The following is a 20,387-nucleotide window of genomic DNA, read 5'->3' as shown; positions in this document are numbered from 1 at the left end:
CGACAGGGAAATCTAATGAGAGTTTTGAATCCTTACGCCATTCAGTGGAAGGCCACATTCTATAAACCATATCATCATGCAAAGAAGAAAATTCCTCAAAAGAGCATTTATTTTACCGGCATTTACATTTTCTAAGCGATCATTGTTGACAGTTTTAGAGGCATGTTCAAGATCTTTAACTTTTAAGCGTGTCCGACCCACCGACCCTGGCTGGCCATCTTACAAAAAATGGGAGAAACTAAAGCTGGAAGTAAATGGTAATCTCATAAAAATAGAATCACCCCTTAATACTTGTAAAATTGATGCCAAAGGCAATGCTTGTAAGGAGGTTTTCAGGGAATTAAGAAACCCCTATTATATAGGTGATCAACCTGCCCTTACCCAAAGTGCCGGGTGGCTCTACGCATGGACATCTTCACCTAGCATCTATGCAGTTGCTGCAAAGACAGCGAACGATGTGGCCGCCGCAGTAAATTTTGCCCGTATACACAATTTGCGGTTGGTAGTAAAAGGCGGTGGCCATAGTTACCAGGGTACTTCAAATGCACCGGATTCATTACTCGTATGGACAAGGGCCATGAACAAAATAGAGTTGCATGACCTGTTCGTGCCCGTTGGTTGTGAAAGCAATCAGCAACCGCAACAAGCGGTTAGCATTGGTGCAGGTGCTATCTGGATGCACGTATATGAAGCAGTGACTGCAAAAGCTGGTCGCTATGTTCAGGGCGGGGGATGTGCCACCGTAGGGGTAGCGGGCTTAATTCAGAGCGGAGGCTTTGGAAGCTATTCAAAAAAATATGGCTTGGCTGCTGCGGCATTATTAGAAGCGGAGATCATAACAGCCAAAGGCAAAATTCTTGTTGTAAATGCCTGTCAGAACCCTGATTTGTTTTGGGGACTGAAAGGTGGCGGTGGCGGAAGTTTAGGCGTAATAACAAAGATAACACTTAAAACACGTGAATTGCCAACCTGGTTTGGCGCCGTTTCAGGAAGTATAAAAGCCAATTCAGATGCCGCCTATAAAAAATTGATAGAACGGCTTATTAGCTTTTACAATGAACAATTGTTTAACCCACATTGGGGAGAACAATTTAAATTCTATGCAGATAATCATGCCGCTATTAGCATGAACTTTCAGGGCATGGAGAGTAAAGAGGCAAAGGAGATATGGAAATCGTTTGAGGATTGGGTAAATAGTTCGCCGCAGGAATATAGTTGGCAAAGACCGCTTGATATTGTATCCCTGCCTGCAAAGTATATGTGGGATTCCGCCATTCTCGCTAAATATGCGCCGTCAGCGATAGTGAAAGATGACCGCCCAAATGCTCCTTCAGAGAATATCTTTTGGTCTGGCGATCAGGAGCAGGTCGGACAGTTCTGGCATGGCTACCATTCTGTCTGGCTACCTGCTGAACTGCTTGAGGATAGCAAACAAAAGCAATTAGTAAATGCATTATTTACAGCTACCCGTTTCTGGACAGTTGGTTTGCATTTTAATAAGGGACTTGCGGGAGCACCAAAAGAAGAAATAGCAGCAGCTAAAGAAACAGCTACTAATCCTTCCGTACTAACAGCATTTGCTCTGGCTATCATAGCAGGTGGAGATGAAACTGGCCCCGTGATCCCAGGTATTTCCGGTCATGAACCGGATATACAGGCCGCTTCCCATTCGGCAGATCATATCAATAAGGCGATGGTGGCATTACGCCATATCGCACCCGGCACTGGCTCTTATGTTTCAGAAAGCAATTTTTTTGAACCGGACTGGCAGCATTCTTTTTGGGGTACTAATTATTCAAAACTATCTGAAGTAAAAAAGAAATATGATCCTGACGGACTGTTCTTTGTGCATCATGGTGTAGGTAGCGAAGAATGGAGTGATGATGGATTCACAAGGCTACATTCAACCGTTGCATGAATGGCTGTGTCGGAGCTGAAGTACAATGATTTTACCGCTATTGAAGGTTTCAGCTGTGGCCTGGCATGGGATTTTGCACCGAGGAACATAACGGTTAATACCATTGAACCAGGATTCATCGACACGGATATGATGCCAGCCGATCCGGCTGTAAGGGAAGCGTTTATCAAAGCTATACCTTTAAAACGCCTGGGCAAACCTGAGGAATTTGCGTCATTGGTCAATTTTCTGGCTGGCCCCGAGTCTGGATATAAAACGGGAAGTAATATGGCAATAGATGGTGGTATCCTGGCCTGATCTTACAAAGTCACGGAATGATAGCAAGCCAGGAGAAATCCTTGCTTGCTATTTCTATTATAAAGGCACTGCGATAATATTTTGGATTTTATCCCATTATTTATAAAAGACAATTTATAAAACGATTGTTATACTTTTTTGTCGGTTGTGATTAAAGCCTAAAACAAACAATTTCAGAGATAAGTATAAATCTTACCAAGAATGATATAAACAAGCATAGTCGCCTTGATAGCATCTTTGTATTGTCAATGACGACAAAAGTTAAAAAAAAGAAATGAAAAAGACAGTTTTAATCACAGGCGCCTCATCAGGGGACTCCCAGCCCAGGGGAAACTTATATCCATCGGAGATTACCTGAAATAGATATGCCCATATTAAGCATGTACAGTTGGCTGCTGTCTTGAGAGACAGCAGCCCAACGAAAGAGAAATGATTGTGAGTCCTTGCCATAAGTTGAACATGCTGATACTGGGGTGTATATCGTACGCCCAGTATAATCTATCCTCAAGCCTTCGCACTTGGGTAAAATATGAAGGAAGGGCAAAAAGTATCGTTGTGAGGATGCAAGGATAAATAAATTCGATTCTTTTTATGTGGTTCAGTGTCATTACCAGAATTGTGGCAGCGACTGATGACATTATAAGTCCACTCAGCCAAGTTGAATCTTGTACTAGATTAGCAGATAAAGGACCTATAACGAAGGAAACTATAAAAAATGTAGCTAAAAAAATAACAAGCAGCAAAGTAATTTTGATAAACCTGCGCAAACCAAGTCCAAAAGCAAAGGATAAACTGAACAGGGTAACAAAACCTATTGCTTTTAGACCAAACCTGTTTTCTCCAAAGTACCTGTCAAATTGAAAACAAGCGATTGACCATAGAATAGTCAAGATGAAATAGTTTATCAGGATCCTGAAAAATGTTTTTGTATCGAGGAGAAGGCTTTTAGTCATAAATGAACCTTATATTGAGACATTGGAAGTTTGCAGTCGTAATGCTCCATTTCGGCAACAAAATAGATTTTTTTCTGTAAGCTACCAACAGAATTTAATTGGAAAAGAGTACTAACCCATGGCTTTTAAATAAACTACCTTAATTAGCACAGCCGGTGTTGCTCACAAGATGTTGGCCCAAGCCGTTATGAATCATCTGCAGATCTATTCTCAGCCACGCCCTATGCGATACATGTTTTGCAGATGCAGCTATCCCTTACAGTGCTCTGTTGGACTTGATCAAAAAAACTTAACTTATTGGGGTAGCGCCCGCACTCAATGCCTCAAAAACCTGCTCACTGTCTTCATAAATGGTAAACATCATGAACTGCATATGGGGAAATGCGGCTTTCAACTACCGTACACAGTCAATCCCACTGGCACCGGGTAACTGAATGTCCATGATCACTATATCGGGCTGAATAGCGGGCAGTTCCCTGATGGCATCCTCTGCATTCTCATAGGAGGAAAGAAGGGGAAATCCGTCCGTTTCCTGGATAATGCGTTCCAGGCCTTTGCGAACGGCTGTATTATCTTCTATAATGCTGATACTAATGGATTGCATACTATAAAAATAAGCCCGCTCGGCGGGATAACAATAGAACAAAAGTTATAGGTCAGGTGAGCATGTCATTAGCGGCTAAAGGAACTGTAATCATCACCAAGGTGCCTTCTGCAGTTTGTATGTCCAGCGCTGCGCCTATGAAATCCATTCTTGCCTGCATATTTTGCAAGCCATTGCTAAACCGGCGTTCGGTACCGGCAACCATCCCCTGGCCATTGTCCTTTACCCGAATAATTAAATGACTGTTTACCTGAATGTCAATCTGAATATGGGTGGCCCGGGCATGTTTCAGTGCGTTATGCAGGGCTTCTTTGACCACGAGGTAAATATTGCGACGTGCTTTGCCCGAAAGCCGGATGGCAGGAATCGATTCAGGTACAAAGGTGACATAATTCAGCGGCGAGCTGTCCAGCAATTCACCGGCATGGTGACGGATATACGCCACCAGGTCCTCCATGGTATCGTACTGCTGGTTCATCGACCAGATGATCTCATTCATTTTAGTGGTGAGCGACCGCGCGGTGGCGGCTATTTTCGCAGGCACCGTGTCGCTTGAAGGCGCTAGCGAGCGGTCCAGGTCCTGGCAGAGATACAGAATGGTGGTTAAACCAGAACCCATATCATCGTGCATGTCACGGGCAATACGGTCCTTTCCTGCTGCTGTCCTTCCAGCACTGCTTTTAGTAAGGTTACTTCCTGCTGCTGCAACGACAAAACCGCCTGGCGGTTTAATTTCTGACGCTGCCGGTACAACCGTATGGTCAAAAGAGAGAGCAGCAGCAACGCTACCAGTCCGCCGCCCAGTACCCGCAGTTGGGTAGTTCGTTGCTGGCATTTTATCTGGCTGCCCCAGAAGTAGAAAATGACCGCCGGGCATTAAATACCTTTCACGGAATGCGTCGGGCGAAAAAAGAAGGTAGATACCCTAAGTATAGCGCCAACAGGGTATTTAAACCGAACCTCCGAACCGGATTGTAATTTCTTCAAACCAGTTGCGGAGGGAATTGGGCGCTATATATAAGTTTAAGTCGTTGATTATGAAATAAAAAAAGGGATATTGTTCTATTGTTTTACAAACTGTAACCAGGTGTTCGTTTTTGTTCCGTTTACCCGTATAGTATAGATGCCTTTTGCAAGCGGTTGCAGGGACATGCTGATGCTATTGTTCCCTTTATCGAGATGGAGGAAAGATGCCGCGACCCTTTTTCCACTTTGATCAAAAATAGTATAACGCACATAATCTTTTTCCGCCAGCTTAATGATCAACGTTGCATCCTGCTGTACAGGATTAGGCAACAGGCGAAGGGTAGCGACACTGGCTACAGAAGAAACGGTTATCGTCTTCGAATAAGTGGCCTTTCCATCCCGGTCAATCTGCTTTATACGGTACCAACTTGTTGTTGCCGGCGGATTGTTATCGGTAAATGAATAATGTTGACTAAATGACGAGATATCAGTTGCAGTCACTGTGCCAATGCTTGAAAAGCTGTTCCCATCTGCACTTCTTTCAACAATAAAATACGCCGTGTTCTGCTCTTCGGCGGTTGTCCAGTTGCAAATTACTTTGCTGGTAACAGAACCCTGCGCAGTAGCTGTAAAAGAAAGAAAGCGAAGCGGCAATGTAAAGATGGGCAGAGCCGCAAAATTGGGATTTATCACTCCTCCGATTATAGAAAACGCTCCGCCTGCATACACGGTAGAACCGTTTACCGCTATAGCAAATATTGTAGAACTTGCATTAGAATTCCAGGTAGTGGTAAGGCCGGTAGTGGCGTCAATAGCTGCAATTCGGAGACTTGATTGTCCGCCGATAGTAGTAAAATTTCCGCCTGCATACACGGTAGAGCCGTTTACGGAAATGGTAGCTATTGTAGAATTGGAATTGGGATTCCAGGCAGTGGCAAGGCCGGTAGTAGCATCGAGGGCTGCAATACGGTTTCGGGTTTGTCCGCCGATAGTGGTAAAGCCTCCTCCTGCATATACGATAGAGCTGTTTACGGAAATGGTAGCTATTGTAGAATTGGAATTGGGATTCCAGGCAGTGGCAAGGCCGGTAGTAGCATCGAGGGCTGCAATACGGTTTCGGGTTTGTCCGCCGATAGTGGTAAAGCCTCCTCCTGCATATACGGTAGAACCGTCTACAACTATAGTATTTATTGAATTATTTGCATTGGGATTCCAGGCAGTGGCAAGGCCGGTAGTGGCATCGAGGGTTGCAATACGGTTTCGGGTTTGTCCGCCGATAGTAGTAAATGATCCGCCTGCATACACGATAGAACTGTTTACGGCTATGGTATTTACTATTCCACTGGAATTGGGATCCCATGCAGTGGCAAGACCGGTAGTGGCATCCAGGGCTGCAATACTGTTTCGGGTTTGTCCGCCGATAGTAGTAAAGTTTCCGCCTGCATACACGGTAGTACCGTCTACAACTATAGTATTTACTGTGCTACTTGCATTGGGATTCCAGGCAGTAAGCTGGCCGGTAGTGGCATCGAGGGCTGCAATACGGCTTCTTGGCTGCCCACCGATATTGCTAAAATTTCCGCCAGCATACACGGTAGAGCCGTTTACCCCTATAGAATATATTCTATTATTTGCATTGGGATCAAAGGCAGTGGCAAGGCCGGTAATAGCATCGAGGGCCGCAATATAGTTCCTGCTTTGTCCGCCGATATTCGTAAAAGTTCCTCCTGCATACACGGTAGAACCGTCCAGGGCTACGGTAATTATTGCACCATTGGAATTGGGATTCCAGGTAGTGGCAAGGCCAGTTGTGGCGTCGAGGGCTGCAATGCGGTTCCTGGACTGACCGCCGATGTTAGTGAAAGTTCCGCCGGCATATACGGTAGAACCGTTTATGGCCAATGCAACTACTGAAGCAGTTGCATTAGGGTCCCAGGCAGTGGCAAGGGCAGTAGTGGCATCGAGGGCTGCAATATAATTCCTGGTTTGTCCGTCGATACTGGTAAAGCTTCCTCCTGCATACACGGTAGAACCGTCCAGGGCTATGGTATTTACTGTATTATCGGGGTTGGGGTTCCAGGTAGTGGCAAGACCAGTAGAAACATCGAGGGCTGCAATAAAGTTCCTGGCTTGTGCGCCGATAGTAGTAAATATTCCGCCGGCAAATAGGGTAGAGCCGTTTATGGCTAAAGCAAGTACTGGATCACTTGCATTGGGATTCCAGGCAGTGGCCAGGCCAGTGGTAGCATCGAGGGCCGCAATATAGTTCCTGTTCTGTGCGCCGATGGCATTAAAGTATCCGCCGGCATATATAGTAGAACCTACTACGGCTATAGTCTGCACCATACCGTTTGCATTAGGGTCCCACGTATTCACAGACCCATCTGCATTGATACGGGCAATATAATTTCTTGTAAAATTGCCTACTCTTGTAAAATTGCCACCGATATACCAGCCGCCGCTTCCATCCGGCACCGCAGCATAAACAATTCCATTGGGCAGGGCAAAAGAGGGGTCTCCATACCCGGTAGTGGCATCGAGCGAAGCGCCATTATGCAGGTTTGGCCCCACAGCCGTAAAATCGCCCCCAATATAAATGGTGTTTCCGCTTTGAACAATGGTTCTAACCGTGTTATTGGCTACATAAAAACCGGAAATAGGCGTTTGAGCACTGGCCCGGTAAGCCGTACTCAGAATAAAGAAAAAAAGAAAAATGTACAAATTTCGCATTTGGTTGGGGTTAAAGGGATATAAGAAATGTATTGTTTAGGGAAAATGTAAAGGGAAAGTGATCGCTGTAATCGAATCACCAATCAGGCTTTTATTGCAATATGGTTCTTATGAATAAAAACAAGTGAGAAAGGCACACAAGATCTGATCGACAGTTTGCAAATGAAGTGATAGAACACGAAACAAAGTGAAGATGGGGGTACTTTCATAAAGTTACATAAAGCATTCGCCTTTATTCAGTCTCCTTTAAGAGTAGCAAGGCTGAATAAAGTCGAAGCGGGGTTTAGGGAATCTGAGATTCCGGCCCAAGATAATTCCTTAAATAGAAACATGCACTGTATATAAATGTATTTCAATAGTCCAATCGGACATATTTTTTGCGCCATCAATAAATGTTCGCTCGTCTGTCCGCCGTGGGTAATGATCCAAATCGCTTTTTATACGCTGCCGAAAATTTGTTTACTGTTTGATACCGGCAATAGCCGCCACTTTTTTAATTTGTACCGGTGAGCGCTGCACCAGCTGACGGGCAAATAACAGGTTCTTTTCTTTATGGTACTGAAGCACGGAAAAGCCAAAGATCGATTTGAATATTGCCTTCAGTTTAGTAGCCGGCATGTCGGCTATTTTAGCATGGCATCGACTCCGGCGAAGGGTTTCTGCAAGTTGTCGAGCATTCGCTTTTTTACCAGCGCTACTTTTGCATAATCTTTATTATTCAGCGATGAATAATTCTCCAGGCGCCTGTCGGCAAATGCAGTATGAAAAAAATGACCAATAGTGTGGTGCAGGGTGTCAACAAACCATTGCCTGTTGTTGCCAGGTGTTTCTTCCCTCTGCAGTTGCTGCAAAATGGCCGCGGAAAGCGCCTCGGCATCTGGTACAATATCTATCCAGTTTAGAAAGCTGGTTTCGTTATTCAAAAACTGCAACACTTTTTCTTTTTCAGCCGCTGAAGAAAACAATAGGTTCTTTTCTACCCAGCTTCGGGTAAATGCAATATTATAGAAACGCCCGGTACTGCCGGTGTAAAAAAAAGTCACCACCTCTGTGCGGGGCTTAAAAAATGTGCAGGTAGTGCTGAAGAGGGTAGCAGCGTTGCCAGTTTGGTTTAAACGAAAACGATATTCAAACACGGAAAAGGAAAGTAAATAATAGTCGGCTTTAGTAGTAGCATCGTACATGGCCCGCGATACCAGGTCTTTTTTGGGGGTAATTTCAGTTGCCAGTATCCACAGTATAACTAAGCAAATGGATAGTCAAAAGTACACTCAACTGTTAGAGCAATTCGGCAAGCGTTTTAAACAAGTAAGAAAAGAAAAGGGTAAGACCCAGTTAGATATTGAGGTTGCTACAGGTATTAATAATGGTGATATCAGCAGGATTGAGAACGGCAAGACAAATATTGAGTTTATAACAATTGCTAAGCTTGCAGAAGTCCTGGATGTTGAAATGGTTGAATTATTTCATTTTGAAACATCAATATCTAAGAAGGAAAAAGGTAGCGTGCAGGTAAATAGGACAGCTAAAAAGAAGGAGTAGGCATTCCGAAAAGCTCTAGCTAAGAAAACTCAAGTAAAAAACTTTACTATTTCACAACTTATCAACCTGAGTTTTTCCCGTGAATTACTAAATGGCAACAATTCGAGTTAAGCAAGGTAATTGTTGTTAATTTGCCTTTTTAATAACCCCTTACTATGAAAAGGCTATTACTGCTTATTTCTTTTTCAATTCTGTGTCTTTTTTCTTTCACTCAAACTAATGTACAGCAAGATAACAGGGTAAACCAGATTTTAAAAAGTGCCCTCGCCTCCAAAAGCGGTTATTAGATTTATGGTAGAACTGGTGTCTCCGGGTTTATTAATATAGCTGTATTAAATCAAGCATCAAATACATTGTGCTGGTTTACCTGCCATGGGCGGTTATTTGATTCAACTAAACTCACTGCCCAGGAATTTGAACAGGTAACTTCAAAACAAGTAGATCCATTTCTGTTATATCAAAACATCTGTGATAAATACCTGGCTGATATTGCTGCTGCTAAAGATATTTACCGGGTATATGGCGATGTACAGCTGTTTGATAAATTGAATGGCAACTATCTTTGAAGATTATGGAATTTTCAATTACTAAGTCTCAATTGAAAAGTTTAAACGGTTTTGCGGTTTCTGCGGATGATGAAATTGCAAATAAGTGGTTGGAGACTCATAGTTCGTTATATGGTCAAGGAACCCCTCACGGATTTAATTATGTTCAAAGAATGACTAGTATGGGGGTGGAGCATTATTTTAGTAAACAAGCTTTCCAATTATTTAAAATGAAAATTATAAATTGATATGTTGCATAAATATTCAGTTTTAAAGTCTAGTTGGGGTATTGTTGTTTTTATGGATATGGAAGAAGTATTAAACCCAGTTGTATCTAGTTCGGACATACAGATAGCAGCCGGGATTTACTTAAGAATAACTGATACAAAAAAAATAGTTCGGGAGAAAATTATAAAATGGGTCGGAGGTGCATTTAGTACTTTAATCAACGAAATTTATAAAAATGTAGGTGGGGTAATAGTGTGCTATGATTTAAAGCATTTAGATTTTAATTATGCCGACTTTCAGGAGGAGGGCTTGTTTTGTGCTACTCGCGAATGGTTGGCTAAGTATTATAACTTTGAAATTGATCCCATTCAAGTTGAATATGATAAAGAAAAAAATAAATATGTCTTTAATTTGCCTCCATTTATAAGTAATGGCAGCTAAAATGACTTAAAATGAAAAGGGCACTCTCGCTAGATCGGGAGAACACATAATTAAGAAGTTAAGTGAACAGCACCTCTTATTGTTAGAACTTCGAATGAAAATGGTATAATTAATTTTTATTTGTAACATACTTATTGATTGCTTTTAATATTTCGTCTACATTGCTATTCGGATAGTACTTTTTTAAAAAATCAAAAAAATTTCCCTTTGTGCCTAACTGCTCCCAATCCATCACCGTAAACACCTTCAACAACATCTGCTGCGGTTTCTCATTAAATACACAAAGCATCAAATAGGGGGGACTATAATAAAACGAATTGTACCACAGCTTTTGATACAACTTCGGATTCAAGCACCTTTTAAAATCTTTCAGCCAAATAGGGCAGCCCCTCATCATGCAAAAAAGTGTACAGGTATTCCAGAAACCCTGGTTCCATCATATCCGGCAGATCCCGGCCATAATAAGCATATTCTATTTTGAATAAGTCTAAAGAAAAATTGTCCCGGTCCTTATCAATAATGAACTCAACCAGTGATTCTTCCTTTTTTATAATGTCTTTTACATCAGGGCCGAAAACCTCGCCAGCAATTCGGGCAGCATATTTAGGCTTTGAAAACAAATCAAAGAAGAAGCTCTTGAAAAAGATGCTTTTTCTGTCAAAAGTCACCTGCACGTATAAGGGATACATCAACTTACCATGAAAGTTGGTCTGTTTAAGGCGGTCATTGTAATACGTTTTATATGTTACCCGGTATTCCTTTTCCATTGTTTACTTCACTTAACTGTACTTGATGAATGTAAGCATGTTAGCAAAAAATTTGTGATACAAATCAACGCAATTTAACACAAAATGGTTTTGGTAATACAAATATTCATCAAAACATTAGTATATTAGTATTGGGGTTGTCTTACAGGATAGTGAAAACGAAAAAATGAGGGAGGTAAGATGGATAAGTTAACACCGCAAAAGGTACAGGAAATGCTACGCCAACGCGGAACTATAGTTACCCTTGAACAAGCCACAGCCATATTAAATATTATTCGGAAATTAGCGAACATAGCTATTCCAAATTATCTACAAAAGTAAGCGGATGAAGATTGCAGATTTGTACATTAGAGTGAGTACCAATGAACAGGATGTGTCCAGAATCTGAGCAACGCTGATGCCGCTTAGAATGCTGTAACAAAGATGGAGGCAGGCCCTCCGGTGGCGACTGGCAAGAGTAGCCACCAAACAATCCTAAGCTGCATAGGTCAAAAGCCTGTGTGGTGAGCGTTAGGGAAAAGGCCGCCGGTAAACCAGGGTCATGTAAGTACCCCAACGACATTTTCAATACTTATAACTTTCTTAATTTCGACTATGAAGAAAGGCCCGGTGCGGATGCTGCAAAATTTCAATACCTGTTTAATGATCTGTCAAATGTAGAAGTGGCCTTCAGTATTCAAAAAAATAATAAATACATTAGCGCCGTACGATATTTTATTAACAAGTGGGGGTACACCTGCAGGTACTGGCAGGTGTGTATCAAAATAAATTTACGGCAGGTTTTGGCTGGGCGGGCAACCTTGGAAATATAGGGTATAAAGGGGAAGGTCAGGCTTTTATTGGAGAAAAGGATTCGGTAAATATATTCAACTATTCATTGGAGTTAAGCGATGTTTTAAGAAAGCCTGGCAGTTGAGCGCCGCTGTATTACATACTTCAAGTGGTTTGTCTGAACCCGGTAGCGACTGGTCTAAATTAAATTTCACTTTTTCTCCTGTAAACCTCATGCCGGCAAAGTGGAGTTTTTTAACTTCCTTGTCAAAAGAATTTACGCCCTTGTTCAGCGGTAACATGACACTGGTTTATTCGCCCCAGGTTAACCTGTTTATCGTTTATCCATCCTTTAAATATAACCTGCTCTCCAATCTTGACGCAGATCTTGTATGGCAATCTTTCTTTTTAGAGCTGGCCAACAGATTTCAGGCAACAACCCACCAGGTATTTATACGATTGAAATGGAATTTTTAGCATCAATGCCTGTTCAACTCTTCCGGGAAAGTTTTATAGGCAGGATTGATCTGGCCTGATAATGCATTTAAAAAAGCCACCACCTGCTTTATCTCAGTAGCTGAGAGGTCCTTGTTTAGCTGGGCCTTACCCATGATCTTTACCGCCGTATCAAGCCTGGCGATACTTCCATCGTGAAAATAGGGGTGTGTTCCTTCAACGTTGCGCAACTCGGGTACTTTAAACACGTCCTTATCCTGTTCTTTATGGGTTACCTGCTTTTTCCCTTCATCACTCATTTGGCTATTGGTTAGCGTGCGGTAATCGGTTACCAGGCCGAATTTTTGTAAAGTTCCGCCGCCAACCCCAACACCGTTATGGCAACCGGTGCATCCCGATTGCACGAAAACCCTCAGCCCCGATTTTTCTTCCATTGTGATAGCATTCGTATCGCCTGCCATGTATTTATCAAAGCGGGATGGAGTTAGAAGTGTACGCTCAAAGGCGCCAATCGCTTTTTGAAGGTTCTCGTATGTAATTGGTTTTTTTTCGCCGGGAAATGCATCCTTGAAAAGGTCCTGGTATAATTTAATTGCGCTTAACCTGTTTATCAAAAAACCTTTGTGAGGAATGGCCATTTCAACCGGATTTAAAATGGGCATACCGGCCTGTTCCTCTACATCCACAGCCCGGCCGTCCCAAAACTGCATGTTCTGTAAAGCTGCATTATAAACCGTAGGTGAATTTCTTCCACCATGCTTACCGGCATCGCCTACAGAAGTGGCCTCATTATCTACACCGTACGTTTCCAGGTTATGGCAGGAGTTACAACTGTTGTTACCTGATTTTGAAAGCCTGACGTCGAAAAACAATATCTTACCAAGCTTAATTTTTTCTGGGGTCAATGGATTGGTCTTGCTTTCTGCGGTAACTGGCAGTATTTTGAACGTTTTTTGTGCCAGTTGAATGAGCGAATCTTCCGACTGTTTGGTTAACGCAGGCTTTTGATCCCTGCTGTTTTGTTTGCAAGAAAAAATCAGCACAATTGCGAAAAAGCCCAATAATGTTCTTTTCATAACCTATACAATTAAAAAAGTTAATCAACAAACTGAACGGGGCTGCGCAAACAAAACCAAGTTCCTGATTACCGGCCAAATGCGCAATGACCTTAATCATACATCTGAATGAGATTTGCGAGCTGACGTTTTTATCAAAATTTGTAATTTTTACCTATAAGCTTTTGAAGATAACAACTCTGCTGGTCGCAATAATTCGCTAATCTTAAAATTATTGATATGAGCCAGGTACATTTGCATTTATTAATAACTCACCTTCCTGTTTTTGGCTCAATTCTGGGCGCTCTTGTACTAGGTTACGGACTTTGGGCAAACAGTGATCAAACTAAAAATGCGGCTTACTTCCTGTTTATTATTTCGGCTATCGGAGCATCAATCGCTTATGCCACAGGTGAAGGTGCGGAAGATACAGTTGAAAAAATACAGGGGGTTTCCAAGAACCTGATCGATCAGCATGAAGATGCTGCTGTGTATGCGTTGATAAGCTTTATTGTGTTAGGTATTATGTCTGTTATAGCTTTTGTGATAACCCGCTATAAAACCTCATTGGTACGTTATATATCTATGATCATTTTTATTCTTTCACTTATCAGTTTTGGGCTGGCTGCCAGAACGGGTTATCTGGGCGGTCAGATCAGGCATACAGAGATATCTAATGGCACCCTTCAAAATAATAGAACAGGCGAAGCCAGACAAAAAGATGATGATTAAGCGGCCATCGCCGCCAATGTTACCATAATATTATCAAATTATTACCTTTTTTGATCTTTGTTTTCAGGAATGACCTATCTTGCCCCGGATTTAAACACTTATTCCCTGGCTTTTAAAGCCTGATTACCAAACATTTATTTAAGATTAAATTATCTGCGGAATCGCAATGAGAATCGGACCGCTTGTAACCGTATTTGTTTTTATTGCCTGTTCAGCCAAAGCCCGGCAGCAGAACCAGCAACAACCTGATACCAGCTTTAAACCAACCGGTAAATTGTGGGGATATGCTTTTGCCGATTATTATTACAAGGGGCATTCCGACTCCTTAAACCGGGGTGTCAATCAGTATTCCAACATAGAACAGGGCCGCAATGCTTTTCAATTCCGGCGAATTTACCTGGGTTATAATTATGAAATCCATCCAAAGTTTTCGGCAGAATTCTTATTGGCTGCAGAAGATAATACAGTAACCCGTACGCTTCAGCCTACCGGTGATCTGTTGGCAGACAATAAGCTTTCAGTATATATAAAATTAGCCAACCTGCGCTGGAAAAATATCTGGAAAGGCACCGACCTGGTAGTTGGGCAAATGGCTACCCCTGCATTCACTTTACTCGCCGAACCGATCTGGGGCTATCGTTCCATTGAGCGAACTATTACCGATATCCGCCGGATCCCGTCTTTTGACCTGGGCGCTGCCCTTCAGGGCAAATTCGATCCTTCAAAAGGAAATTTCGGTTACGACCTTATGATCAGTAATGGCACTGGTGCAAGACCCGAAAACGATAAATTCAAGTGGCTGGCTGCCGATGTATATGCCAAACTGCTGAATAAGAAACTTATTTTACAGTTCTACGCCGATTATCAACGAATGAACTGGACACCAGGGTTTCACCATGCCCGAAACATTCTTAAAGGATTTGCCAGCTATGTAACGCCTGGTATTACTGCCGGTGCAGAAGCATTTTTTAGTTATGGCCGGCAAGATGAGATTGGCGTTCATGGTATTGTTAATGACACCATTTCAGCCAGATCGCGGGGAATATCTCTTTTTGTAAGGGGAAATATAATAAAAGATAAGCTATCCTTTTTTGCCCGAACCGACTTATTCAATCCTGATGTGAACTATAACGAACAGGCATACGAAGACTATAAGGGAATTACTTCCACTTTCGAGCCTAATAATAAAGAAACCTTTTGTACAGCCGGTGTGGATTTTACACCAGTGAAAAATGTTCATTTCATGCCTAATATCTGGTATAACGGGTATACCAGTCAAAGGCATAGTGTTACCGGCGCAGAAAGGCGGGACTATGACCTGGTATATCGCATTACCTTCTACTACATATATGGGAAATGAATCTGATCCTCATCAATGTTTTTTACCTACTGTAAATATTCTCGACAAATTGAAACCAAAACGAATGCTTCCTTTGCCCCAATTGCTGGTGGTATTGGTGATAAATGCCTTTTCATTCATGCCTGTAGCATTGGTAAAAAGTAATTGAAACACGTGCCCGCCCGTTTCAATATCGAAGCCTACGGAGAATGGGTCTTTGTACACCTGTTTGTTCAACCCTTTCGCGATATAATGATAATCAGCAACAAGGGCTATCCGTTTCGACAATTTCATTCTTGCGCCAATCCCTATGGCATATACATCATTTTCATCACTGGCCAACGCTACGAGGTTACGATGAACAAAAACAGGGGATACCTGCAGGCTGAAATGTTCGCTGAATTTACGGCCAATAATGATCTCATTGTAAAATGCCAGTCTGTTGCTTAAATAATTTTTATTGGCAGTGTCTGACCACGGTTGTGTTTGAGCAGTGATACCGGAAACCAGTACAATTGATACGGGGAATGACCCCGGGCCGGTAGATTGCCATACGGGCCGGAATTTGATAAAACCATCCAGCTCTTTTCCCGAATTACTGCGGCCTACGCCTATTGTAAGGCTGTTCAGCAGGCCGTAATCAAACCCTAAACGCATGTTTGCCTGGTCAAGGCCAAACAGGTTATTCGGTCCTGAATTTATTTCCCCAAAGCGGTGGAGGATACGCACATCCAGTTCTCCTTTGCCAATAAACTCTATAGAATGCCCGTTTAATACCCGCGATGATTTAAAGGCATGGATAACATGTTCTTTCTTTTGGGGTTCGTTTTTATCAACGAGAGACAACAGGTCCTGCCCGATGCTGCTGCAATATAGCATTGTACATAATAAACCGGTCATTATTTTCTTCATGTATGCAAAGCTGTTTTATTTAAGGGGACTATAATTACAGTTTACTTTTATAGTAACGGTTTTGGATACCTTGTCTTTGACCAGGGAGGGAATGGTTATATTATAATCCGACAGCAACACCACAAATTCTGCAATGGAATTAACCGTTCCGCCTGTGACCTTAAAGGTGCCATTAGCTTCCACGTCTTTTTTCAGTCCATGCATGTCCAGCACTCCTTTTACAAGAACCGGGTACAAGCCGTCTTTTTGAAAATTTATTTTATCAATATTCGTGATCTTCCCTTTAAATACTGATTTGGGATATTTGTCGCTTTCCATATAATTTTCATTGAAATGCTCCTGCATCAAAGCTCTTTTGAATTCAAAACCTTTTACCAGTACGGAAAATTCAATCTGGCCCGTTGCGGCGTCCAAAACGCTTGTAGTGGTTTTGTTTATTCCATCAATATCTTCACCCGAACCTGCGGCAAATGAGATGGTGCCGTTCCTGGTAAAGTATCGCTGTTGTGAATACAAGAAAAAATTAAGTGAAAGGAAAAGTAGTATCAAAACAAGCTTTTTCAATGTCATGGTATGCTGGTTTTTAAAGATTGAGTATGGTATGCGTGTCACCGGGAACAATGGGTTATTTAAGCAGTGTACATTTATTCAGGATCACATCCGTTAGTATGCCTGTACAAATACCTTTTATTTTAACCCGCGAACCGGCGGGTATTTTCTTCACACCTTCCACTTCGTCATTGTAGAAGCTGCAGATCACCGCAGCAAACGGATCGCCCGTATCCAGCAGTACGGTGGCATGGCCGTCGGGATCTATCTGCGTATTGGAGATGTTGCCGGAAACGATTATGAGCTTATCAACGAACTGCCTGCCGGCCGCTGCTTCATCCTGTTGAAAGTGTTTTACCAGTTCAACGGCGCTGGTTTCCATAGCAGCCGTTTGCGTTCTGGTGTCGGCCGGCTTTTTATTATACAGGTACCAGCCATAGGAAACAGCGGCAATAAGCATGGCTATGCTTATGATCATTATTTTTTTCCAAGTGCGCATATAAGGATTTAATTATTAGGTGTGTTGGAATTGATCCAGCAGGTAAGAACGGCGATCTCCGGCGCAGTGAGCGGGGCGCCGGGTGGCATCGTCTTGTCAACGAAAGCCCGTTGCTTTATACGGGCTGCCTGTGCTTTTGCCTGGTCATAGGTTTCCAGCACCACCGATCCCGCCGCCGATGTTGCATTATGGCATCCGGCTGTATTGCATTTGCCGGCCAGGATGGTTTTAACGGCGGTATAAGTGGCCGTTACTTTGCTGCAGTCGGTTGTACTGCCAGGGTAGATCAGTTCTGCCTTATCGTAATAACATCCGCTTGCTAATACTATAATGATGGCAAGTACACCCAATGCTTTCAACAGCTTGCTGCCGTAGAATGAATGCATATACATTTTGTTTATATGAATTAATTGTTTGGCGTTCCTGCCTGGATCCATTTTTCAATTTGCCTTATCTGGCAATCGGCCAGTTTACTTTCTCCCTGCGGCATAGGCTTGTAACCGGTTGCCTGTTTAATACTGCCCAATAATCTTCCGCTACCTGCCGCAGCCTTTACACCCGCATAGGTGCTTAGATCAACACCGCCACCCAATGAAGCGGGGTTGTGGCAGCCTTTACAGTAAGTATTCATCAGGGGCATTACTACAGCTGAATAGGTAAATACAGTGGTGTCGCACCCGCCATTACACTGGTTATTCTTCGCTCCCTGGTTTATCCATTTCTGAATGGCAGCTTTGTCGGAAGCGCTAAAGGGCTGATGAGGCGGCGGCGGCATAATATCGCCCGGGTTGGTAGTGTTGATCACCTGGTACAGTTTACTGCCGGCAGCATTGCCTGTGGTTACAATATTCATTATGCCGGCATAGCTGTTCAGTACCAACCCTTCTCTATGCGTGGTGGCATCATGGCAACCGCTCATGGCGCAACCTGAAGTGATCAATGGCAGAATGATATTGCCAAAATAAACAGTGTCGGCACTGCATGTGATAGTGATAACCGGAGGATTATTTCCATTACCGTTACCTCCACTGCTGTTTCCGCCTTTTGATACTATTTCATGCTTACAGTTAACGAACAGGAATACGGTAGCTGCAACCGTAATAATTGATGTTGATTTCACAGTTGTTTTGTTTTTGAATAATATGTACTGGTAAGGGGTAGGAGTTATAAGCATAAGCCCGCCCGGGCCCCTGAAGGAGGAACCATGCGGTGATGCTGTTAACCAGTTAGTGTTGGGGGTAAAAGCTGCTTCCTGTTAGTGAGACAAGATAAATTGCCTGTGGTCCTAGTGATCTTATAAAAAAAATTGAGCCCGCTTAGTGAATGATCAGGGAAAGAATATTTGCCCGCTTTCGATCATTATGGTATTTTGCATAGCCACGATACCTGTTTTATTTCACCTTTGTTTCTTCTTTTTGTATTAATGAATCCGACAGATGACATAGTATGGCAGCAGATCCGGGAAAGGAATACAACGGCTTTTGAACGCTATTATAAAGCGCATTTCAAAGAGTTTTTCGTGGTTGCCTATAAATATGTCAGGTCGTTGCCTTTGGCCCAGGAGATCGTCAATGATGTTTTTCTGAAGATGTGGGAAGACGCCGGGAAGATCATGATCGAAACTTCGCTCAATGCCTATATTTATAAAGCGGTGGTGAACAGGAGCCTCAACGCCATTAATAAACAGCGCAAAGACCTGGAGAATCAGCGTGAACTGGCTCAACTGCCGCAGGAAGTGTATGAAGAAAGGTTACTGGAAGCCAATGAACTGAAAGTTCAGCTGTATAAAGCCATCGATAACCTGCCCGGTCAGTGTAAGAAAGTTTTTCAACTCAGCCGGTTCGAAGGGCTGAAACAACAGGAGATCGCCGATAAACTGGGCATTTCAATAAAAACAGTAAAAAACCATATTACAAAGGCACTTAAAACCCTGGCCGCGCATACCGGTAGATCCATGCTCCTGTTATTGATCATGGAACTTTTTTTGTAGTATGACCGGGACCAGGCCTCATTTTATCTGTCTTATCAACATAGCACATGGATCATTTTTCTGACAATACTATTCCATGGCACCTGATCAGTTCCGCACTTCAGGGCAATATCAACCTCGAAGAAAATGCTGCCTTACAGCATTGGATCGCATCCGGTGTGCAAAACAGGGAGTTATTCATACAATTAAAGAATGCCTGGGATAATGACCTGGACGAGTTGCAGGCTTATCTGCAAGCTGATGAAACGGTTGGCTGGCATGCATTGCAGGGTAAACTGGTTGAACAGGAAGCCGCTGAAGTAAATAGTAAGGTAAAACCGATTGCTGGTACCATAAAAAAGCGCGCCCTTTTATTCACGGTGCTGTCTGTGGCGGCTGCACTGGTTCTGGTAGCTGGCATCTGGTACATGAAGGCCGGCAGTAGCCGAAATTTTGAAACAGCAGTTGCTGAACAGCAATCGGTTACCCTGGCAGACGGTTCCATTATTAAATTATTCCCTGCTTCCAGCTTGGAAATTCCCCCCAATTATAATGGTGCTGTTCGCAAGGTGATATTAAAAAAAGGGGAAGCCTTTTTTGAAGTACGCCACCAGGAACAGAAGCCTTTTGTTGTTGAACTTGGAATTGCCAGTGTAAAGGATGTTGGGACCAGTTTCAGGATAAAGAAAACAAACGACAGTATCCATCTTGTTGTGGTGGATGGCAGCGTCGAATTCAGGAACAATGCCAATGGTGAAGTTCGCCAGTTAAAGGCTGGTATGCAGGCGACATTACTGACAGGGGCGGGTGTTTCCGGCCCACTTATTGTTAGTAACCCTGTTGCGGATTCCGGTTTTAGCCAGAACGAGCTGCGTTTCATCAATACCTTATTGCCGGAAGTGATTCAGCAATTCAGGGTGGAATATAAGAAACAAATAACGATCGATCCTGCAATTGCACAAAAGAGATTTACCGGCAACCTTGAAGGGCAATCATTTGATAATGCTATAGATGTGCTTTGCAGATCACTGAACATCACCCTGGTCCGTAAAAATGACCTGTATTATTTAACAAAGGAATAAATCCGTAATTCCTAAATTACTGTACCTAGCAA

Annotated in this window: 24 protein-coding genes; 11 read left to right on the top strand and 13 right to left on the bottom strand. The window is 42.8% G+C overall.

Annotation, left to right across the window (positions count from 1 at the left end; all coding sequences use genetic code 11):
• The first annotated feature begins 76 nt into the window (after window positions 1-76).
• Both NIAKO_RS16275 and NIAKO_RS16270 read left to right on the top strand, forming a co-directional pair.
• Entirely contained in the window at window positions 77-1,918 is a 1,842-nt protein-coding gene (locus NIAKO_RS16275) for an FAD-dependent oxidoreductase (protein ID WP_014219540.1), read from the top strand.
• Entirely contained in the window at window positions 1,919-2,215 is a 297-nt protein-coding gene (locus NIAKO_RS16270; RefSeq protein ID WP_049815539.1) for an SDR family oxidoreductase, read from the top strand.
• Window positions 2,216-3,562: 1,347 nt separating this feature from the next.
• Here the strand turns inward: NIAKO_RS16270 and NIAKO_RS16260 are convergent.
• The 5 genes from NIAKO_RS16260 to NIAKO_RS16245 form a co-directional block, all read right to left on the bottom strand.
• On the bottom strand, window positions 3,563-3,772 hold the full coding sequence (locus tag NIAKO_RS16260; RefSeq protein WP_133055284.1) for a response regulator transcription factor: 210 nt from the start codon (window positions 3,770-3,772) through the stop codon (window positions 3,563-3,565).
• A gap of 52 nt (window positions 3,773-3,824) precedes the next feature.
• Window positions 3,825-4,607: a sensor histidine kinase gene (locus NIAKO_RS16255; protein WP_071884238.1), complete on the bottom strand. Its 783-nt coding sequence runs from the start codon at window positions 4,605-4,607 to the stop codon at window positions 3,825-3,827.
• 227 nt (window positions 4,608-4,834) lie between these two features.
• Window positions 4,835-7,468 (bottom strand): T9SS type A sorting domain-containing protein, encoded by a 2,634-nt coding sequence (locus NIAKO_RS36855; protein ID WP_014219538.1) that lies wholly within the window; start codon window positions 7,466-7,468, stop codon window positions 4,835-4,837.
• A 459-nt stretch (window positions 7,469-7,927) separates the two neighbouring features.
• A complete protein-coding gene (locus NIAKO_RS38550; protein ID WP_133055283.1) occupies window positions 7,928-8,086 on the bottom strand; it encodes a helix-turn-helix domain-containing protein in 159 nt (52 codons plus the stop codon).
• 5 nt (window positions 8,087-8,091) lie between these two features.
• Entirely contained in the window at window positions 8,092-8,652 is a 561-nt protein-coding gene (locus tag NIAKO_RS16245; protein WP_041346857.1) for a hypothetical protein, read from the bottom strand.
• 67 nt (window positions 8,653-8,719) lie between these two features.
• On the opposite strand from NIAKO_RS16245, the gene NIAKO_RS16240 reads away from it, so the two are divergent.
• From NIAKO_RS16240 to NIAKO_RS36850, 4 genes are all read left to right on the top strand, one after another.
• A complete protein-coding gene (locus tag NIAKO_RS16240; protein ID WP_014219537.1) occupies window positions 8,720-9,010 on the top strand; it encodes a helix-turn-helix domain-containing protein in 291 nt (96 codons plus the stop codon).
• A 353-nt stretch (window positions 9,011-9,363) separates the two neighbouring features.
• Window positions 9,364-9,576: a hypothetical protein gene (locus NIAKO_RS16235; RefSeq protein ID WP_041346855.1), complete on the top strand. Its 213-nt coding sequence runs from the start codon at window positions 9,364-9,366 to the stop codon at window positions 9,574-9,576.
• Between the two features lie 5 nt (window positions 9,577-9,581).
• The gene (locus tag NIAKO_RS16230; protein WP_133055282.1) at window positions 9,582-9,803 is read left to right on the top strand and encodes a hypothetical protein; all 222 of its coding nucleotides are present in this window, start codon (window positions 9,582-9,584) and stop codon (window positions 9,801-9,803) included.
• A gap of 1 nt (window position 9,804) precedes the next feature.
• The gene (locus tag NIAKO_RS36850) at window positions 9,805-10,224 is read left to right on the top strand and encodes a hypothetical protein (RefSeq protein ID WP_014219536.1); all 420 of its coding nucleotides are present in this window, start codon (window positions 9,805-9,807) and stop codon (window positions 10,222-10,224) included.
• Between the two features lie 359 nt (window positions 10,225-10,583).
• Here the strand turns inward: NIAKO_RS36850 and NIAKO_RS16215 are convergent, their stop codons facing one another.
• Entirely contained in the window at window positions 10,584-10,991 is a 408-nt protein-coding gene (locus NIAKO_RS16215) for a hypothetical protein (RefSeq protein ID WP_041346849.1), read from the bottom strand.
• 866 nt (window positions 10,992-11,857) lie between these two features.
• Complete coding sequence (locus NIAKO_RS38545) at window positions 11,858-12,064, bottom strand: hypothetical protein (RefSeq protein WP_133055281.1); 207 nt, start codon at window positions 12,062-12,064, stop codon at window positions 11,858-11,860.
• On the opposite strand from NIAKO_RS38545, the gene NIAKO_RS38540 reads away from it, so the two are divergent.
• The gene (locus NIAKO_RS38540) at window positions 12,063-12,239 is read left to right on the top strand and encodes a hypothetical protein (RefSeq protein WP_155966914.1); all 177 of its coding nucleotides are present in this window, start codon (window positions 12,063-12,065) and stop codon (window positions 12,237-12,239) included. The two genes, NIAKO_RS38545 and NIAKO_RS38540, sit on opposite strands and share 2 nt — an antisense overlap.
• A gap of 2 nt (window positions 12,240-12,241) precedes the next feature.
• Here NIAKO_RS38540 and NIAKO_RS16200 read toward each other — a convergent pair whose 3' ends face one another.
• Entirely contained in the window at window positions 12,242-13,294 is a 1,053-nt protein-coding gene (locus NIAKO_RS16200) for a cytochrome c peroxidase (protein WP_014219533.1), read from the bottom strand.
• A 219-nt stretch (window positions 13,295-13,513) separates the two neighbouring features.
• On the opposite strand from NIAKO_RS16200, the gene NIAKO_RS16195 reads away from it, so the two are divergent.
• Window positions 13,514-14,005, top strand: a complete 492-nt coding sequence (locus NIAKO_RS16195; protein WP_014219532.1) for a DUF2231 domain-containing protein — start codon at window positions 13,514-13,516, stop codon at window positions 14,003-14,005.
• 166 nt (window positions 14,006-14,171) lie between these two features.
• On the top strand, window positions 14,172-15,365 hold the full coding sequence (locus NIAKO_RS16190) for a hypothetical protein (protein ID WP_014219531.1): 1,194 nt from the start codon (window positions 14,172-14,174) through the stop codon (window positions 15,363-15,365).
• A gap of 12 nt (window positions 15,366-15,377) precedes the next feature.
• Here NIAKO_RS16190 and NIAKO_RS16185 read toward each other — a convergent pair whose 3' ends face one another.
• From NIAKO_RS16185 to NIAKO_RS16165, 5 genes are read right to left on the bottom strand one after another with little or no spacing between them, the layout of a single operon-like run.
• Entirely contained in the window at window positions 15,378-16,256 is an 879-nt protein-coding gene (locus NIAKO_RS16185; RefSeq protein ID WP_014219530.1) for a DUF5777 family beta-barrel protein, read from the bottom strand.
• Between the two features lie 15 nt (window positions 16,257-16,271).
• Window positions 16,272-16,826, bottom strand: a complete 555-nt coding sequence (locus NIAKO_RS16180) for a YceI family protein (protein WP_014219529.1) — start codon at window positions 16,824-16,826, stop codon at window positions 16,272-16,274.
• Window positions 16,827-16,881: 55 nt separating this feature from the next.
• On the bottom strand, window positions 16,882-17,304 hold the full coding sequence (locus NIAKO_RS16175) for an OB-fold protein (protein WP_014219528.1): 423 nt from the start codon (window positions 17,302-17,304) through the stop codon (window positions 16,882-16,884).
• 8 nt (window positions 17,305-17,312) lie between these two features.
• On the bottom strand, window positions 17,313-17,690 hold the full coding sequence (locus NIAKO_RS16170; protein ID WP_014219527.1) for a hypothetical protein: 378 nt from the start codon (window positions 17,688-17,690) through the stop codon (window positions 17,313-17,315).
• A gap of 20 nt (window positions 17,691-17,710) precedes the next feature.
• Window positions 17,711-18,424, bottom strand: coding sequence for a c-type cytochrome domain-containing protein (locus NIAKO_RS16165; protein ID WP_041348755.1), 714 nt, complete (start codon window positions 18,422-18,424; stop codon window positions 17,711-17,713).
• A gap of 303 nt (window positions 18,425-18,727) precedes the next feature.
• Here NIAKO_RS16165 and NIAKO_RS16160 point away from each other — a divergent pair, with 303 nt between their 5' ends.
• Together NIAKO_RS16160 and NIAKO_RS16155 are read left to right on the top strand one after the other, a co-directional pair.
• On the top strand, window positions 18,728-19,294 hold the full coding sequence (locus tag NIAKO_RS16160; RefSeq protein ID WP_014219525.1) for an RNA polymerase sigma-70 factor: 567 nt from the start codon (window positions 18,728-18,730) through the stop codon (window positions 19,292-19,294).
• A 47-nt stretch (window positions 19,295-19,341) separates the two neighbouring features.
• On the top strand, window positions 19,342-20,355 hold the full coding sequence (locus tag NIAKO_RS16155) for a FecR family protein (RefSeq protein WP_014219524.1): 1,014 nt from the start codon (window positions 19,342-19,344) through the stop codon (window positions 20,353-20,355).
• Window positions 20,356-20,387 lie beyond the last annotated feature (32 nt).

This window comes from Niastella koreensis GR20-10 (genome assembly GCF_000246855.1).
GTDB lineage: Bacteria > Bacteroidota > Bacteroidia > Chitinophagales > Chitinophagaceae > Niastella > Niastella koreensis.
The sequence above is the reverse complement of the archived record's forward strand: the minus strand, read 5'-3'. Positions and strand labels throughout refer to the sequence as shown.

Bases quoted from the DNA above. Each gene is read 5' to 3' on its own strand.
- NIAKO_RS16230 (WP_133055282.1), top strand. From the start codon at position 9,582: ATGGAATTTTCAATTACTAAGTCTCAATTGAAAAGTTTAAACGGTTTT.
- NIAKO_RS16200 (WP_014219533.1), bottom strand. From the start codon at position 13,294: ATGAAAAGAACATTATTGGGCTTTTTCGCAATTGTGCTGATTTTTTCT.
- NIAKO_RS16185 (WP_014219530.1), bottom strand. From the start codon at position 16,256: ATGAAGAAAATAATGACCGGTTTATTATGTACAATGCTATATTGCAGC.
- NIAKO_RS16175 (WP_014219528.1), bottom strand. From the start codon at position 17,304: ATGCGCACTTGGAAAAAAATAATGATCATAAGCATAGCCATGCTTATT.
- NIAKO_RS16180 (WP_014219529.1), bottom strand. From the start codon at position 16,826: ATGACATTGAAAAAGCTTGTTTTGATACTACTTTTCCTTTCACTTAAT.
- NIAKO_RS16155 (WP_014219524.1), top strand. From the start codon at position 19,342: ATGGATCATTTTTCTGACAATACTATTCCATGGCACCTGATCAGTTCC.
- NIAKO_RS38545 (WP_133055281.1), bottom strand. From the start codon at position 12,064: ATGTTACCGCTGAACAAGGGCGTAAATTCTTTTGACAAGGAAGTTAAA.
- NIAKO_RS16190 (WP_014219531.1), top strand. From the start codon at position 14,172: ATGAGAATCGGACCGCTTGTAACCGTATTTGTTTTTATTGCCTGTTCA.
- NIAKO_RS16170 (WP_014219527.1), bottom strand. From the start codon at position 17,690: ATGCATTCATTCTACGGCAGCAAGCTGTTGAAAGCATTGGGTGTACTT.
- NIAKO_RS16255 (WP_071884238.1), bottom strand. From the start codon at position 4,607: ATGCCAGCAACGAACTACCCAACTGCGGGTACTGGGCGGCGGACTGGT.
- NIAKO_RS36855 (WP_014219538.1), bottom strand. From the start codon at position 7,468: ATGCGAAATTTGTACATTTTTCTTTTTTTCTTTATTCTGAGTACGGCT.
- NIAKO_RS38540 (WP_155966914.1), top strand. From the start codon at position 12,063: ATGACACTGGTTTATTCGCCCCAGGTTAACCTGTTTATCGTTTATCCA.
- NIAKO_RS16275 (WP_014219540.1), top strand. From the start codon at position 77: ATGCAAAGAAGAAAATTCCTCAAAAGAGCATTTATTTTACCGGCATTT.
- NIAKO_RS16215 (WP_041346849.1), bottom strand. From the start codon at position 10,991: ATGGAAAAGGAATACCGGGTAACATATAAAACGTATTACAATGACCGC.
- NIAKO_RS38550 (WP_133055283.1), bottom strand. From the start codon at position 8,086: ATGCCGGCTACTAAACTGAAGGCAATATTCAAATCGATCTTTGGCTTT.
- NIAKO_RS16245 (WP_041346857.1), bottom strand. From the start codon at position 8,652: ATGTACGATGCTACTACTAAAGCCGACTATTATTTACTTTCCTTTTCC.
- NIAKO_RS16240 (WP_014219537.1), top strand. From the start codon at position 8,720: ATGGATAGTCAAAAGTACACTCAACTGTTAGAGCAATTCGGCAAGCGT.
- NIAKO_RS16270 (WP_049815539.1), top strand. From the start codon at position 1,919: ATGGCTGTGTCGGAGCTGAAGTACAATGATTTTACCGCTATTGAAGGT.
- NIAKO_RS16160 (WP_014219525.1), top strand. From the start codon at position 18,728: ATGAATCCGACAGATGACATAGTATGGCAGCAGATCCGGGAAAGGAAT.
- NIAKO_RS36850 (WP_014219536.1), top strand. From the start codon at position 9,805: ATGTTGCATAAATATTCAGTTTTAAAGTCTAGTTGGGGTATTGTTGTT.
- NIAKO_RS16260 (WP_133055284.1), bottom strand. From the start codon at position 3,772: ATGCAATCCATTAGTATCAGCATTATAGAAGATAATACAGCCGTTCGC.
- NIAKO_RS16195 (WP_014219532.1), top strand. From the start codon at position 13,514: ATGAGCCAGGTACATTTGCATTTATTAATAACTCACCTTCCTGTTTTT.